Annotated in this window: 11 protein-coding genes; all 11 read right to left on the reverse strand. The window is 33.7% G+C overall.

Translation table 11 applies throughout. From position 1 onward, the window contains the following. Position 1: 1 nt before the first annotated feature. The 11 genes from QGM60_RS08240 to QGM60_RS08290 all read right to left on the reverse strand — a co-directional run bounded on the left by QGM60_RS08240 (position 2) and on the right by QGM60_RS08290 (position 15260). Positions 2 to 2833, reverse strand: coding sequence for a histidine kinase (locus QGM60_RS08240; RefSeq protein WP_281139762.1), 2832 nt, complete (start codon positions 2831 to 2833; stop codon positions 2 to 4). Between the two features lie 237 nt (positions 2834 to 3070). Further along, complete coding sequence (locus tag QGM60_RS08245) at positions 3071 to 3433, reverse strand: DUF4870 domain-containing protein (protein WP_281139763.1); 363 nt, start codon at positions 3431 to 3433, stop codon at positions 3071 to 3073. A gap of 114 nt (positions 3434 to 3547) precedes the next feature. Then, positions 3548 to 6280 carry a pyruvate, phosphate dikinase gene (ppdK, locus tag QGM60_RS08250; RefSeq protein ID WP_281139764.1) on the reverse strand — a complete coding sequence of 911 codons (2733 nt, stop codon included), beginning with the start codon at positions 6278 to 6280 and terminating at the stop codon, positions 3548 to 3550. 170 nt (positions 6281 to 6450) lie between these two features. Then, the gene (locus tag QGM60_RS08255) at positions 6451 to 6654 is read right to left on the reverse strand and encodes a DUF2892 domain-containing protein (protein WP_281139765.1); all 204 of its coding nucleotides are present in this window, start codon (positions 6652 to 6654) and stop codon (positions 6451 to 6453) included. A 12-nt stretch (positions 6655 to 6666) separates the two neighbouring features. Continuing rightward, on the reverse strand, positions 6667 to 6972 hold the full coding sequence (locus QGM60_RS08260) for a hypothetical protein (protein WP_281139766.1): 306 nt from the start codon (positions 6970 to 6972) through the stop codon (positions 6667 to 6669). A 12-nt stretch (positions 6973 to 6984) separates the two neighbouring features. After that, a complete protein-coding gene (locus QGM60_RS08265; protein ID WP_281139767.1) occupies positions 6985 to 10185 on the reverse strand; it encodes an efflux RND transporter permease subunit in 3201 nt (1066 codons plus the stop codon). A 64-nt stretch (positions 10186 to 10249) separates the two neighbouring features. Further along, complete coding sequence (locus QGM60_RS08270; RefSeq protein WP_281139768.1) at positions 10250 to 11380, reverse strand: efflux RND transporter periplasmic adaptor subunit; 1131 nt, start codon at positions 11378 to 11380, stop codon at positions 10250 to 10252. A gap of 4 nt (positions 11381 to 11384) precedes the next feature. Beyond that, a complete protein-coding gene (locus tag QGM60_RS08275) occupies positions 11385 to 12686 on the reverse strand; it encodes a TolC family protein (protein WP_281139769.1) in 1302 nt (433 codons plus the stop codon). Positions 12687 to 12808: 122 nt separating this feature from the next. Continuing rightward, positions 12809 to 13441, reverse strand: a complete 633-nt coding sequence (locus tag QGM60_RS08280) for a DUF2202 domain-containing protein (RefSeq protein ID WP_281139770.1) — start codon at positions 13439 to 13441, stop codon at positions 12809 to 12811. A 160-nt stretch (positions 13442 to 13601) separates the two neighbouring features. Then, complete coding sequence (locus tag QGM60_RS08285) at positions 13602 to 13739, reverse strand: hypothetical protein (RefSeq protein ID WP_162835789.1); 138 nt, start codon at positions 13737 to 13739, stop codon at positions 13602 to 13604. A 45-nt stretch (positions 13740 to 13784) separates the two neighbouring features. Continuing rightward, the gene (locus QGM60_RS08290; protein WP_281139771.1) at positions 13785 to 15260 is read right to left on the reverse strand and encodes an FAD-dependent oxidoreductase; all 1476 of its coding nucleotides are present in this window, start codon (positions 15258 to 15260) and stop codon (positions 13785 to 13787) included. Positions 15261 to 15310 lie beyond the last annotated feature (50 nt).

A 15310-nucleotide genomic window follows, 5' to 3' on the forward strand; every position in this document is an offset into this window, starting at 1 on the left:
TTTATTGTATTGGCATGGTGATTACCACTTTTGTACCAGTTGGTTGTTGGTTAGAATTATATAAATCTATAATTTCTATATTAATATTTCGTTTTAATTTGTTTTTGTAAAGCCTTACACGTTCTTCGTTTGCTTTGGTAGCAAAGGGTTTGTGTGGTTTATCACTTCGTTTTAAGGCTTCAGATTGCTGTCTTCCAATTCCGTTATCTTCTACTGTAATTACAAGCGTATTTTCATTGGTTGCTTTAGCTTCAATCTTTAATAATCGTTCACCAGATTTGTGTAAAAGTCCATGTTTTAATGCATTTTCCACATAAGGTTGAATGAATAACGACGGAACTTTTATTTGTCTAACATTTAGTTTTTCATCTACATTTAAACTATACGTCAGCTCGTCTTCAAATCTAACTTTTTCTAATTCTAAATACAGTTTTAAGGCATTTAGTTCTTCTTCTAAAGTAATTTCGTTTTGTTGACTATAATCCAAATACATTCTGATTAATCGGCTAAACTTCACTAAATATGAACTTGCCAGCTCTTTTTCATTGGAAATAATATAATCTTGAATGGAATTTAAAGCATTGAAAATAAAGTGCGGATTCATTTGAGATCGCAGGTTTTCTAACTTCAAATTAGTGATTTTTTTGTCGATTAATATCTTATCAATTTCGGCAATTCGTTGTGCTTCTTTTTGTCTAAGTCGCCACCTAAAATACAACCATATTAAACCAGCTACGACCAATAAAACAAGCGCATAAAACCAGTATGTTTCCCAAAAAGGTTTGTTGATGGTAAAGGTAATTGGACTTGCAAATTGTATATCTTTACTACCAATATTTTGACCTTGTAACTCAAAAGTATATTTACCGCTAGACAAACTATTAAACACTACAAAATGTGTATTTAAAGGAACGTCTCGCCATGTGGTATCAATAGGTTTTATGCGGTATTTGTAACCAACGTGCTTATTAGATTGAAAGCCATTAGAGTTAAAATCAAACCTTAAATTATTAAAATTATATGGTAAATTATAATTGGTATTAACTACGGTATCTTTATCATTAATTTTTACAGATTCCATCCACACTTTAGATGTTTTAAAGTCTTTAAAAAGTGCTTCATTTTTAGGCATTAAATAAAATGAATTAGGGAAAGTTGCGACCAAATAATCTTGAAGAATGATGAATTTATCAACCGACAAAGTCAATCCATCTTGCGTATTTAAACTCTTAATTTGTTTGGTTTTTGGTTGAAATCTATAAAAACCTTCATCTGTTGAAATCCATAGAAATTCACCATCAGATTTTAGTGTATTTATCTGAACTTGTTTTGGTAAAATATCTTGTTTTGAAATCAATTGATTGTCCTTAAAACACAACAAACCATTGTGTTGTGTGGCAAGCCAAACTTCATTATTAATTTTTGCTATTGAATTAACTAAAACGCTTTCATTGTCTAATTTAATTTCTTTTGAATTAAAATTCTTTACATCAAATTGATATAATCCATCAATGAAAGAAACGAAAATTTTTTCTTCTAAGACTTCAGAAGTTTTCACTCTGCTTTCTCTAATAATTCGTATTGAATCTGAAGTGTAAGGTTTATTGTAAACTACAGCTTCCTTATAACTACCATAAAAAAGGTTTTCTTCATTTATTTTAGAAAATGTTTTGGCTACAGAGTATTTATTTTTTTGGTCTTTTAAAGTGAATGTATTTAAGTCTACACTATAAGATTCAGAAGCATTAATACTAACAATAACATGGTTTTGTGAGGCATCAAAAAACAAATTACCAATAATCTTAGAGCCTGGTAATTTTAGGGTTTTAAACACTTCTTTATTGTTATAAAATAACAATTTACCACTATTGGTACCAAGTAAAAATTGATTATTATTTAGCGCACAAGCTGCTGTGATTTTATCTTTTGTAAGGTCTAAATTAAGACGTCTTATGCTTAAATTAGATGACACAAAAACACCATTATCTAAGGTAGTGAACCAATAATTTTTATTGAAATCTACTAACACATCAGTAACAGATTCGTTACTAAATAATTGTTCTTTAAAAATTAATTGATTTTGTTTTAATTGAAATATAAAAACACCAGAAGTTGTTAAAAACCAATAGTCATTATTTAAAGATATAATGTTGTAAATAGTTACATCTTCAAGGTTTTTTGGTGTTGTTAGCTGCTTGACTTTATCAGCTTGAGTGTTGTAATAATAAAGTTGATTTTTACCTTGTTCTTTAAAATTTAAAAGTGCTGAATTTTTAAAAGCATATACCTTTGGTGACTGCATTCTGAACTTTGAAGTCAGCTCTATTAGTAGTTTTAGTTTATCATCCTTAATTTGATACCAATTTTGCTTCTCTTTTGAAGGTTTATCATCAGAATCCATCTTAATGACATAAGACAATTTATTATAAGAACTCTCGCTAACGGACATACCTTCAAAAAGCTTAACAACGCTTTTATCTTCAAAATTAATGTCATAAATACCGTCTACGGTAAATAAACGTATGGCTTTGTCTGTAATTTCAAAAGGTGATAATTGCCCTTTTACTAGCTTATTAGCATCATAAAAAAGGGTTAATGTATTGTTTTCGACATAAAACAGTTGACCGTAAAGGTTAATACACCAAAGTCTACCGTTTTCATCTAATTTTAATTGAAATAATGAGTTTACTTTTTGGTTTGGATTTGTAAACTTTTTGTAGTTTTTTCCGTTATACCTATACAAGCCTTTATCTGCTGCAAGCCAGATATAATGGTCATCATCCTCTAAAATATCATAAAATTCTACATCAGGTAAATTAGATATTTTAGACATGTGCTCAACTACAGGGTCTTGAGAGTAAACCACTGAAAGACTGAACAACAGAAAAAATAATATATGTTTGAAATTATTGAACATAACTAAGCAAAAACAAACATAATATTTAATTACCTAATCTAAATTTGATTCTTCTGTAATTGCCTGTTTTTTTTCTGAACAAACAAAAACGCCCACATTTCTGTGAGCGTTTTTACCTTCATCTTATGTCTTGAATAAATTCAGAACTGATAACTAACTAATAAAATTAAGAGATAAAGGATAGCTAGGTAATTCCCCATTACTAGCTTTTATAGCGTTTACTATTGGCATTATAAAAGCCAAAATTCCAACTAAAACCAGTGTTATAATTCCTAACCCAAAAGCTAGAATTAGTGGTATGCTTATAATACAATAGACTATTATACTTAATTGAAAATTTAAGATGGATTTTCCATGAGCATCCATACCGTCAACAGCCTCTTTTTGAGTAGCCCACAAAATTAATGGAACTACTAATCCGCCAAAACCTGTTATATATGTCAATAATTGTGACAAATGCGTAATCATTAACAATTGATTGTCGGTTCTTTTTAATGTGTGATAATTTGATTCCATAGTTATTAATTTACACTTATAGGACGCAGATAGGTTTAAAACGTTACATATTTTTATAAAAAAACTTCCTGAGGTAAAAACCTCAGGAAGTTAAAAAACACTGTAAAGAAGGTATTAGTTAAATACCGCTTTGATAGCTGCTTGTGCAGAGGCAACTCTCGCAATTGGAACTCGATAAGGAGAGCAACTTACATAATCCAAGCCATTATTGTAGCAGAATTCTACAGAGGATGGTTCCCCTCCATGTTCTCCACAAATTCCGACTTTCAATCTTGGATTGGTGCTACGTCCGCGTTGTGTACCTAAGGTGACTAATTGACCAACACCTTCTTGATCCAATACTTCAAAAGGATCATGTTTTAGGATACCTTGCTCTAGATAAATAGGTAAGAATTTACCAGCATCATCTCTAGAATAGCCAAAGGTCATTTGTGTTAAATCGTTAGTACCGAAAGAGAAAAAGTCTGCTCGTTTTGCAATCTTATCTGCCATGAGTGCAGCACGAGGAATCTCAATCATGGTTCCTACGAAATAATCCACTTTATCTTTTCTTTCAGCAAAAATAGCTTCTGCTGTAGTTCTAATAATCGTTTCTTGAGCCACAAACTCATCATAAGTACCAACTAATGGCACCATAATTTCTGGTTTGGTGTCAATACCTTTTTTCTTCAAGTTTAAAGCTGCTTCAATGATAGCCCGTGTTTGCATTTCTGTAATTTCAGGATAAGTATTTCCTAAACGGCAACCACGATGTCCTAACATTGGATTGAATTCTTCCAAATCTGCAACTTTAATTTTAACAGACTCCAAAGACACATGCATCTCATCTGCCAACTCTCTTAAAGTGGCTAATTGGTGAGGCACAAACTCATGTAATGGTGGGTCCAACAAACGAATGGTTACAGGAAGACCTTCCATAGCTTCAAAGATGCCTTCGAAATCTTCACGCTGCATCGGAAGCAGTTTAGCCAAAGCTTGCTTACGTCCTTTTACTGTGTCAGAAAGGATCATTTCTCTCATCGCCTTGATACGATCTACTTCGAAGAACATGTGTTCGGTACGTGTTAATCCAATACCTGTCGCACCAAAATTACGTGCTACTTTAGCATCTTCTGGTGTATCAGCATTGGTACGCACTTTCATGCTACTATACTTGTCAGAAAGCTTCATAATTTCAGCAAACTCACCAGTTAATTCTGGTTCTACAGTAGCCACTTTTCCATCAATAATATTACCTGTAGAGCCGTTGATAGAAATCCAATCACCTTCGTGATATTCTTTACCTTCAACCCACATGGTTTTTGTTTTATAATTGATTTTTAAAGCACCTGCACCAGACACACAACATTTACCCATACCTCTAGCAACAACAGCAGCATGTGATGTCATACCTCCACGAGCGGTAAGAATACCTTTAGCTAAATTCATACCTTCCAAATCTTCTGGAGAAGTTTCAATTCTAGTAAGTATTGAGTTTTTAAATTTATCCGCATCTTCAGCGAAGAATACCAATTGACCTGTAGCAGCACCAGGAGAAGCTGGTAAACCTTGAGCTATGACATGCGCTGATTTTAAAGCTGTAGGATCGAAAATAGGATGTAATAATTCGTCTAGTTTATTTGGTTCAATTCGTAATAATGCTTCTTCTTCAGAGATTATTTCTTGTTTTAATAAGTCCATAGCGATCTTAACCATGGCAGCACCAGTACGCTTACCGTTACGAGTTTGAAGAATCCACAACTTACCTTCTTGAATGGTAAATTCCATATCCTGCATATCGCGATAATGGTTTTCTAAAATTTGTTGGTAGCCATTTAATTCCTTGAATATTTCTGGCATTACTTCTTCTAACGAAGGATAGGAATTTTTTCTTTGCTTTTCTGTAATTTGTGCTAATTCCGCCCAACGTTGAGATCCAATTTTAGTGATTTGTTGTGGAGTACGAACACCAGCAACCACATCTTCACCTTGAGCATTGATTAAATATTCACCATTAAATAAATTTTCGCCAGAGCCAGCATCGCGGGTAAAGCAAACACCTGTTCCTGAATTTTCACCCATGTTCCCAAATACCATTGCTTGAACATTCACTGCTGTTCCCCAATCTGCTGGATAACCATGCATATTTCTATAATAAACCGCACGTTTGCCGTTCCAACTATCAAAAACTGCCATAACAGCTAGCCACAGTTGATCCCATGGGTTGGTTGGGAATTCTTTTCCTATACGTCTGTAAATCGCTTTTTTGAAATCGAAAACTAAATCCTTTAAATCTTGAACTGTAAATTCAGTATCTAGAGCGATTTCTCGTTTTTCTTTTAAATTATCTATGATTTCTTCAAAAGGGTCTAAATCTTCTTTATTTATGGCTTTAACTCCCATAACAACACCTCCATACATTTGCACAAAGCGTCTGTAAGAATCCCATGCGAAGCGTTCGTTTTTGGTTTTCTTAGCAAGACCTTCAACGACATCATCATTCAAGCCTAAATTTAATACAGTATCCATCATTCCTGGCATAGAAACTCTGGCTCCAGAACGTACTGATAATAACAATGGATTTTTGGCATCACCAAATTTGGTATTCATAGTTTTTTCAATCTTAGCCACGGCCAATTCTACATCTTTTTGAATAAGATTGATAACTTCATCTTTTCCTAACTGATTGTACTCTGTACACACCTCTGTAGTAATGGTAAATCCTGGAGGCACAGGAATACCAATTGCGCTCATTTCTGCTAGGTTGGCACCTTTACCTCCTAGTAAATTCCGCATAGAGCTATTACCATCGGCTTTCTTATTTCCGAAGGTATACACTCTTGTTTTTGTTTTATTCGCAAGTTCCATAATCATGAAATTTTAATTTCTCTTTATGCACTTAAAGTTACAAAGAGAACTGTCCATAGATTATGATATAAATCATGTTTCCAACTCAATTTCAAATATTTATAAACAAAAAAAAAGCCCAGACCTAAAATAGGTACTGGACTTTCTTAGAACACTCAGTTTGCTAATAATCAATTACAAGATTCTTTTGAATCTTTGATTCCTACTTTTCTCAAAATATCTTCCATTAAACACCATTTAGTGATGGATGATTGTAATAAATTGACACCGACGAAAATGGTAAACCACAACCAATTTTCATTAACGTACATACCTAAAAGGACACTAATAATCACGAATGTTCCTGCAATTGCTCTGATATATCTATTAATCATAATTTTAAATTTTTAAATGTATTTTTCAATAGGAAGCACAACGGCTTTCATTGGGTTATTTGTTTCTAAATTTTTATTGAATTCTGAAATCATTTCAAATAATGTATCTATATGCTTATCATCTGTGAATGAAAAAAACATTCTAGACTCGTTTCCTCCTTTAACATTAGGGAACCAACTTGAAGTTGCCAATAATGTTGGAGCATTTTTGTAACCATCAATTTCTGAACTACTAAAACTTTCTATACCTGCTTGTTTAAAAAGCTTTAGAACATCTTTCTCAAATTCTTCTACGGTTGTAACAATGACTAATTTCATAGCTTCTGAGTTTTATTTATAATTTTTTCTTTCAATCATATAATAGACTAATGGCACCACTAGAAGTGTTAATACTGTCGATACTATGGTTCCGCCCATTAATGAAATAGCCAGGCCTTGGAAAATTGGGTCGAAAAGAATCACGAATGCGCCTATAACCACAGTTCCTGCTGTTAACAGAATTGGTGTTGTTCTTACCGCACCTGCTTCAATAACAGCTTGTTTTAATGGGATACCTTCTGCTAATCTAAGATTTACAAAGTCGATGAGTAGAACTGAATTACGCACCATAATTCCCGCTAAAGCTATCATTCCGATGAAAGAGGTTGCTGTAAAAAATGCGCCGAGCATCCAGTGTCCTAAAACGATTCCAACCAACGATAATGGAATTGCCACCATCATAACCACTGGAGCCTTAAAGTTCTGGAACCAACCTACAATCAAAATGTAGATAATGATAATAACACCTAAAAATGCCATACCTAAATCTCTAAATACTTCCAGAGTAATCTGCCATTCACCATCCCATTTTACAGTGTAGTCATCTTCAAATTCTGGTTGCTTTATGTACAGTTCGTCCATAGTATAACCTTCTGGTAAATTGATATTTTGAAGTTTATCTGACATACCAAGAATTGCATAAACAGGACTTTCTAATTCACCTGCCATATCTGCCATAACGTACACTACACGCTTTTGATTTTTTCTGTAAATACTCTTAGGTTTTGCATCTTCTTTTACAGTAATTAAATCTGTTACTGGAATAATCTGTCCCATTTTAGATTTAATCTTCAAATTGGTAATATCATTAATCGTAGATTTTTCTTCTTCAGCTAGTGACAATACCAAACCTACTTGATTTGAAGCATCTTCATCATAAAGTTGAGTTATAGCTCTATTAGACAATGCCATATTCATGGTATAAGCAATTTGCTGTGGAGCTATACCGTACAACATTGCTTTTTCTTTATTTATAACAAAGTTGAATTCCTTCTGATCTGCTTCAACCATCCAATCGATGTCAACCACATCGTCAGTTCTTCTTAAAATAGATTGAACAGAATCTGCTACTCTGATTTGCTCTTTATAATCTGGTCCGTAAACCTCAGCTACAATTGTAGAGAGTACTGGTGGTCCTGGTGGCACCTCAACAAGCTTAACATTCGCATTGTATTTTAAAGCTATTTTTTGAATATCTGGTCGCATCAACTTTGCAATATCATGACTTTGCGCAGATCTATCGTGCTTATCAGTAAGATTTACTTGGATATCAGCCATATTGCTTCCGCCTCTTAAATCGTAATGACGAACTAATCCATTAAAGGTAATTGGTGCTGATGTACCAACATAGCTTTGATAATTCACTACTTCTGGTCGTGTTGCTAGATATTGGCCTATTTCTTTTGCCACTAGAGCTGTACGCTCTAAGGTTGTACCTTCTGGCATGTCAATCACCACTTGGAATTCATTCTTGTTGTCAAATGGTAACATTTTTACAGCCACTGATTTCGTAAAGAATAATGCTACAGAACCTAGAAGTAAAACGAAAGTAATACCTAAGAACAACCAACGTTTCAGTTTATTTTCAATTAACGGTGTTTCAAATTTTGAATATACCTTATAAATAAAGGAATCCGAGAGACCTGCTGTTTCATCATCTTCTATAGCTTCAGCCTTCTTATCTTTTTCTCTTAGGAAAATATATCCTAAATACGGAGTTATCGTTAATGCCACAAACAGTGATAACAACATTGCAATTGAAGCACCTATTGGCATCGGACTCATATAAGGTCCCATTAAACCAGATACAAATGCCATTGGTAATACCGAAGCAATAACTGTAAAAGTTGCCAAAATTGTTGGGTTACCAACTTCATTTATCGCATATAAAGCCGCTTGTTTAAATGGTAGACGTTTCATTTTGAAATGCCTATGCATATTTTCTGCAATAATAATAGAATCATCTACCACAATACCTGTTACAAATACTAATGCGAAAAGTGTAATTCGGTTTAATGTATAGTCGAGTAAATAATAACTCAATAATGTTAATGCGAAAGTAATTGGCACTGATAAAAACACGACCAATCCACCTCTCCAGCCCATTGCTAACATCACTACAATGGTTACTGCAATGATAGCTCCAATGAGGTGCATTAATAATTCCGAAACCTTTTGTGAAGCTGTTTCACCATAATTTCTAGTAATTTCCACATGAACATCATCTGGAATTAAAGTGGTTCTTAAATGTTCTACCTTATCGATAATAACATCAGAAATTTTCATAGCATCTGCACCTTTGCGCTTCGCTACGGAAATAGTTACAGCTGGATATTCCGATTTGAAATCATCTCTTTTCAAACTTGCAGAACCAAAACCAAGACTTACATAATTCACTGGAATCTCAGGTCCATCAACAACGGAAGCTACCTGTTTAAGATATACAGGTTGATTTTGTTGCACACCTACAACTAAGTTTTCAACATCTTCTTTTGTTTTTAAAAACTCACCCGTTTTTACTAAAAACTCAGTATCATTATTATCAAAACTACCAGCGCTTAATTGTTGATTGTTGGCTTTTATCATTTCAGATATAGATAAAAAATCTACACCACTAGAAGCCATTTTACTTTTGTCTAACACCACTCTTAACTCACGATTTCTACCACCGATTTTATGAGTTACCGCAACATCATTAACTTTTTCTATTTCATCGGTTAATTCTTGTGCAATTTGCTTTATCTGAAAATCGTCATAAGTTTCGCTCCAAAGTGTTAAACCTAGCATTGGCACATCGTCAATAGCACGAGTTTTCACCAAAGGAAAAGTTACTCCTTGTGGCATTTGATCCATGTGCTTATTGATTTCGTTGTAGAGTTTTACAAATGAACGTTCAATATCTTCACCAACATAAAACTGCACAATAACCATCCCTTGCTCTTGCATAGACGTAGAATAAACATACTCTACACCTTTTATATTAGAGATAAGCTTTTCAAGCGGTTTTATAACTCTAGACTCTACTTCTGTTGGGCTTGCACCTGGATAACCGACAAATATGTCTGCCATTGGCACGTCAATTTGTGGTTCTTCTTCTCTTGGAATTAAAAATGAACTGTAAACTCCAATAACCATGAATACAATCATCAAGAGCACTGTAAGCTTTGAGCTTATAAAGCCTTTGGCGATTTTTCCTGCTAATCCTTCTTTCATCTTATTTGCCCCTTTTAATTTCCCCAAAGGGAAAAATTCTACTGGGTAGTTTTTTAGTTAATAATTATTGATTGGTTTCGTCTGTAACTTCCTTCCCTTGGGGAAGGATTGAGGATGGGCTTAGCTTTGCTCCATTATATAGTTTGCCTTCAGATGATACTATGTAAGATTCATCAGTAGATAAACCTGACAACACCTCCACTTGATTACCAAAGGTTCTACCTGTACGCAACCATCTTAATACTGCTGTATTTTGCTGACTTACTGTATATATTCCGGTTAATTGACCTCTGTAAACAAGAGCGTCTTGAGGAACCAAAATTTTTGCATCTGATTTTTGAGTTTCTGACTTCTCTAGTGGAAATTGTACCGTAGCGAACATACCTGATTTAATCTTGTCATTTTTCTCATCCAGAATGACTTTAACCAAATATTGACCTCCTGTATTAGTCGATGAAGAACTCACTTCTGTTACCTTTCCTTTTACAGTAGTACTTATTGACGAAATCACAACATCAACTTCCATATCTGTTTTTAGTTGATTGATACTATTTTCTGCTACACGAGCAACAACTTCAAATTGTTTTGGAGATTCTACAGATAGTAACGGCATTCCTGGATTTGCCATAGTGCCTTCTTCAACAAATTTTGCTGTTACCACACCACTAAATGGTGCTCTTATATTTGCATAGGCAAACTGTGCTTCAACTTCATTCTTCATTTGTTTTGCACCTTCTAATCGTGCCTTTGCCATATTATAATTAGCAGTGATATCATCTAACTCTTTTTGAGAAGCGCTATTTTCTTTGAAAAGGTTGGTATAACGATTATAGTCTTTCTCAGCATTTGCAAAAGCCGCTTTAGCCTCTGTAATACTCGCATTAACTTGAGCCCTTTTAGCTTGTAAGTCTGAATTGTTTATAGCCAGTAATAATTGACCCTTGTTAACTTTATCTCCTACTTTTACATAAATGCGTTCTACATAGCCCATCATTCTGGTACTTAGGTTTGCATTATCTACAGCTTCAACTGTACCACTTGCTGTTACAAAAGGGTTATTATCATCGGGCGAAACGGTTGCCACCTTAACATTTACAGGTTTTGAATTACCAACTGTAACCGTATTTTCTTTCTCTCCACAAGAGTTAAAAACGATAATCAGTCCAAGTAATAAAGATTTATATAGTGTTTTCATAGTATTATTTTGTTAAGAATTGTAAGTAAGCCTTTGTGCTGTTATATTGAAAAATGGTTTGGTAGTATTCTAATTGTTTTTGGGCGTACATCGTTTCTGCCATTAACAGATCTGTTGTTTTTTCTAAGCCTTCACCAAAACGATTGGTTCTAATTCTAAGAGCTTCCTTTGATTGCTCAACAGCCAATTGTGCTAATGCCAATTTGTTATATGCATCCTCTAGAGCACGTTTGGTTTTGCTAATTTCAAGTTGACTTTTAGAAACATATTGATTGTATTCCAACTTTGATTTTTCGTATGTTGCTTTTGCTTTTTGAGCTTTACCAAAACGTTTAGTTCCTTCTAGGATATTCCATTTTAATTCGGCACCAAACAAATAACCATTAGCATCTGCTTGAAAAATTTGATCGTCATAAAGTTCATAGCTTGCAAAAGCATTCAGCGTTGGTAAAAATGTCATTTTATCCGCCTTATACATAGATGCTCTGGCATCTGAAGCCAGTTCCATAGCCTTAACATCCGCTCTATTCTCTATACCAGAAACCAATTCTGAATTCATTACACTTACGGTAAGACTATCAGACGGTCTGTAAATCGTTTCTGAACTTTCATTCATAAGGAACGACAAATAATTAGAAGCATTTTTCACATTGCTCTTTGCTACTTGAAGTTGGTTTTTCACCTCACCTACCCTAACCTCTACAGACAATACATCAGACCTGTGTAAATAGCCTTGTTTAAAACTATTGTTTGCCAGTTCTAAATTAGCTTGAGCAGCCGATAATGCTTTTTCCAAAACATCAACTGCTTTGTACGCCAACTGCAATTGCATATAGGCATTTTCGACTTCAAAATTCATATAGTCCTTTGTGCGCTCAGATTGCAATTCCATTGCTTTCATCTTACTATTTGCTGCTTTTCTTTGATAAAACCCATCAAGGTTTATTAGAGGTTGCTGTACAGCAATACGTGTCGCAAAGTTTTGAGTTTGATCTGGATCATTTAACAATGCTGGACTGAAATCGTTTTGGGTTAAAATTTCCTGATTGAGTTTAGAACCAAAAGCCATTAATGGGTTTGTAGTTGAAATCCCAGTATGAGACACCGAAATATTAGGTAGAAAAATAGCATTGGTCTGTCTAAAATCTCCCTTTGCTTCATTAAACGACTCCTCAGAAATTTTAATTGATGTGTTATGCTCTTGTACTTTAGATAGCACTTCTGATTTTGAAATGGACGTCACCTCTTGTGCTTGACCAATCCCAAAAATCAGAATCATTAAAATAATATTTACTTTTTGTTTCATTAGTTTAAATTATTTGACACAAAAGTATATATGGACTTCATTTTGCTTAGTAACAAAGGTTACTAAAGAAAAAAAGCACCCTTGTTTAGGATGCTTTATCTATCAATAAAAATTAGAATCTATTAAAAACATTGTTCATGACTTCCATTTATAATAGCATTGTATTCCTCTAATGATAAAAATTGAGGTAAATAAGTATTACCAGTATTTTCAATACCAAAAACAAAACTTCTAAGGTGGTTTTTAGAACCACATTGTAAACTATTAAATACTGAAATTAAATCTGAATTTGTTGTAGCCTCCAAGTGATCTCTCAAATCAACTATATCTAAATCTTCAATAGTTGCTCCGATTTGAAGAGCGTTTGCCTGACTTAAAGAACCATCCAAAATAAATTGATTATAGTAGTTTTGAAGCGTTTGATTTGCAAACACACCTTCTGGTAAAATTGTATATTCTATATCATATTGAATCAATAAATTTTCAACAGCATCCATATGCGCTTGTTCGCTATTTTTAATATTAGCAAACTGATTTAGGTACCACTCATTATTTAAATATCTGTAAGTATCTCTTGCGAGTTTTTCTTCTTCCAACATAAACAACAAAGCATTTATATCTGACTCTGTTAAGGTTTGGTTTAGAACATTTCCATTAGTATTATCTCCATCATCATCGCTACATGCTGATAAAAAAGATAATGATAGCACGAACACCAATAATAGTGTTAACTGGGTTGACAATGACTTTTTCATTTCTCTTTAATTTTGAAATTAACACTTAAAGTTCTGAAATAAAACCAAAAATGGCTGCTACTTATGTTACACAAAAAAGAGAGCTTTCAATGAAAGCTCTCTCTTTGATCAAGGCAAAATCACCTTAACACTAACCAACCAAAAAAAACTGATCACCACATCAGTTTACTTTTCTTGTGCCGCCATGTCCACCAGCGACAACAATCATTATTTTAATACTTAAATAGATGAATTTAAAAAATTGAAGTATTGGATTCATCATTTTAAAACGTTGATATTTTGATATTCTTTGTGTCATAATCTTAAGTTTTTATTCAGTAATCAATCATTCTAGATTTGATTCTTATTCTGGAATAAACCACCAAAATGGTTTCATTTTTGCTTTGTAAATAAAGGCATAGTGTAAGGCTAGTTTTAACCAATGTCCTGCTAAACCTATTTCACCAAAGGTTTTTCCTAGTTGTCTACCTTGTGTTTTTGGATATTTTTCATAATCTGGTACAATTGGGTATGTGGTGATACTTACACCGCTACCTTGAGTCATACCATAACCCGCAGAAGCAATACAAGCTGCTCCCATATTTCCCATTGATCCTTTATGGTGTAAGGATTCTTTACCTGATTTTATACTATCAATAATGTTATCTGCTACTAATTTTGCTGTAATACCTGATGGCATACCTGTACGTGGTGGAGACGGAAAAATAGCTGTACCATTTTTACTTTCTCTAGGTTTTGAGATGGTATGTGGTGGCGCAAATGCTATACCTGGTGCAAAAATATTTTTATAGCTTGGATTTTGATACGTTTCTGGCCAATCTTGTACACTCCATTGCTCATAAGGTTTTGGTGTATAATCAGCATCTACAATCATAAAGCCTTTAAATAGCTTTTCTGTTATGTTATTATCATTTTTATCGTAAGCTTTAAAACCGTGACCTGAAAATGCTGGAATTAACATTGCGAAATCATAAGTTTCGGTTTTGTATTCGCCATCTAAATTTTCATAATGTGCTACTCCTTCTTCAATTTTATTTACACCTGCTCCTGTAATCCATTTTATATCTCGATCTTCAAAGATCATCTCTACCATTTCGCTAGACTTCATGGTCATACTTCCGTAACTCATAAGCATGCCGTCCATACCAAAATCGCCTAATTGATATTCATTAGATATCCAAGTGATTTCTGCCATATCACGAACATTATGTCTTCGCAACTCTTGTTCTACATTTAAAATATATTCAAAAGCTGCACCTTGACAGGTTGATTTGGCATGACCAGTTCCTATTAAAATTTTGGCTTTTTTTCCGTTTTTCATTTGCTGAATGACTTCATTTAAACCATGCCAAGCATGATCTGCATGTGTATAAGTACAAACGGAATACGTTTTATTTTCACCAGGAACCAAGCCTTCTGTTGCTTCAAAATTTAGCTTTGGCCCTGTTGCATTTATCAAGTAATCGTAAGTGATTTTTTCTTGAGTTCCTTTCTTTTCACCTGCAACATATTCGGCTAAAACATAAGGTTTTTGTTCTGTTTTATCACCTTCTGGATGAAAAGTTAATGCTTTGGCTTGCTTGTATCCAATGCCTTTCTTTTTATATAATGGCGCTAATGGGAATAAGATTTTTTTGGATTTCATCCTGCCAATTCCAACCCAAATATTGGACGGAATCCATTGGTAATTACTATTAGGAGAGATCACAACAACTTCGTGATCTTTAGATAGCTTTCGTCTTAAATGCGAAGCAGCTACGTGTCCGGAAATTCCAGCTCCTAAAATGACTATTTTTGACATTTTTCCTTTTGTTTCCATCAAAGTTAGTTTGATTAATATTTTTTGATGGTCACAAATGTTACACAAAA

This window comes from Winogradskyella sp. SYSU M77433, from assembly GCF_029911945.1.
GTDB lineage: Bacteria > Bacteroidota > Bacteroidia > Flavobacteriales > Flavobacteriaceae > Winogradskyella.

Excerpts from the sequence above, each read along its gene's own strand:
- QGM60_RS08270 (WP_281139768.1), bottom strand. The coding sequence starts at position 11,380 with ATGAAAACACTATATAAATCTTTATTACTTGGACTGATTATCGTTTTT.
- QGM60_RS08260 (WP_281139766.1), bottom strand. The coding sequence starts at position 6,972 with ATGAAATTAGTCATTGTTACAACCGTAGAAGAATTTGAGAAAGATGTT.
- QGM60_RS08275 (WP_281139769.1), bottom strand. The coding sequence starts at position 12,686 with ATGAAACAAAAAGTAAATATTATTTTAATGATTCTGATTTTTGGGATT.
- QGM60_RS08280 (WP_281139770.1), bottom strand. The coding sequence starts at position 13,441 with ATGAAAAAGTCATTGTCAACCCAGTTAACACTATTATTGGTGTTCGTG.
- QGM60_RS08290 (WP_281139771.1), bottom strand. The coding sequence starts at position 15,260 with ATGGAAACAAAAGGAAAAATGTCAAAAATAGTCATTTTAGGAGCTGGA.
- QGM60_RS08285 (WP_162835789.1), bottom strand. The coding sequence starts at position 13,739 with ATGACACAAAGAATATCAAAATATCAACGTTTTAAAATGATGAATCCA.
- QGM60_RS08240 (WP_281139762.1), bottom strand. The coding sequence starts at position 2,833 with ATGTCTAAAATATCTAATTTACCTGATGTAGAATTTTATGATATTTTA.
- ppdK (WP_281139764.1), bottom strand. The coding sequence starts at position 6,280 with ATGGAACTTGCGAATAAAACAAAAACAAGAGTGTATACCTTCGGAAAT.
- QGM60_RS08255 (WP_281139765.1), bottom strand. The coding sequence starts at position 6,654 with ATGATTAATAGATATATCAGAGCAATTGCAGGAACATTCGTGATTATT.
- QGM60_RS08245 (WP_281139763.1), bottom strand. The coding sequence starts at position 3,433 with ATGGAATCAAATTATCACACATTAAAAAGAACCGACAATCAATTGTTA.
- QGM60_RS08265 (WP_281139767.1), bottom strand. The coding sequence starts at position 10,185 with ATGAAAGAAGGATTAGCAGGAAAAATCGCCAAAGGCTTTATAAGCTCA.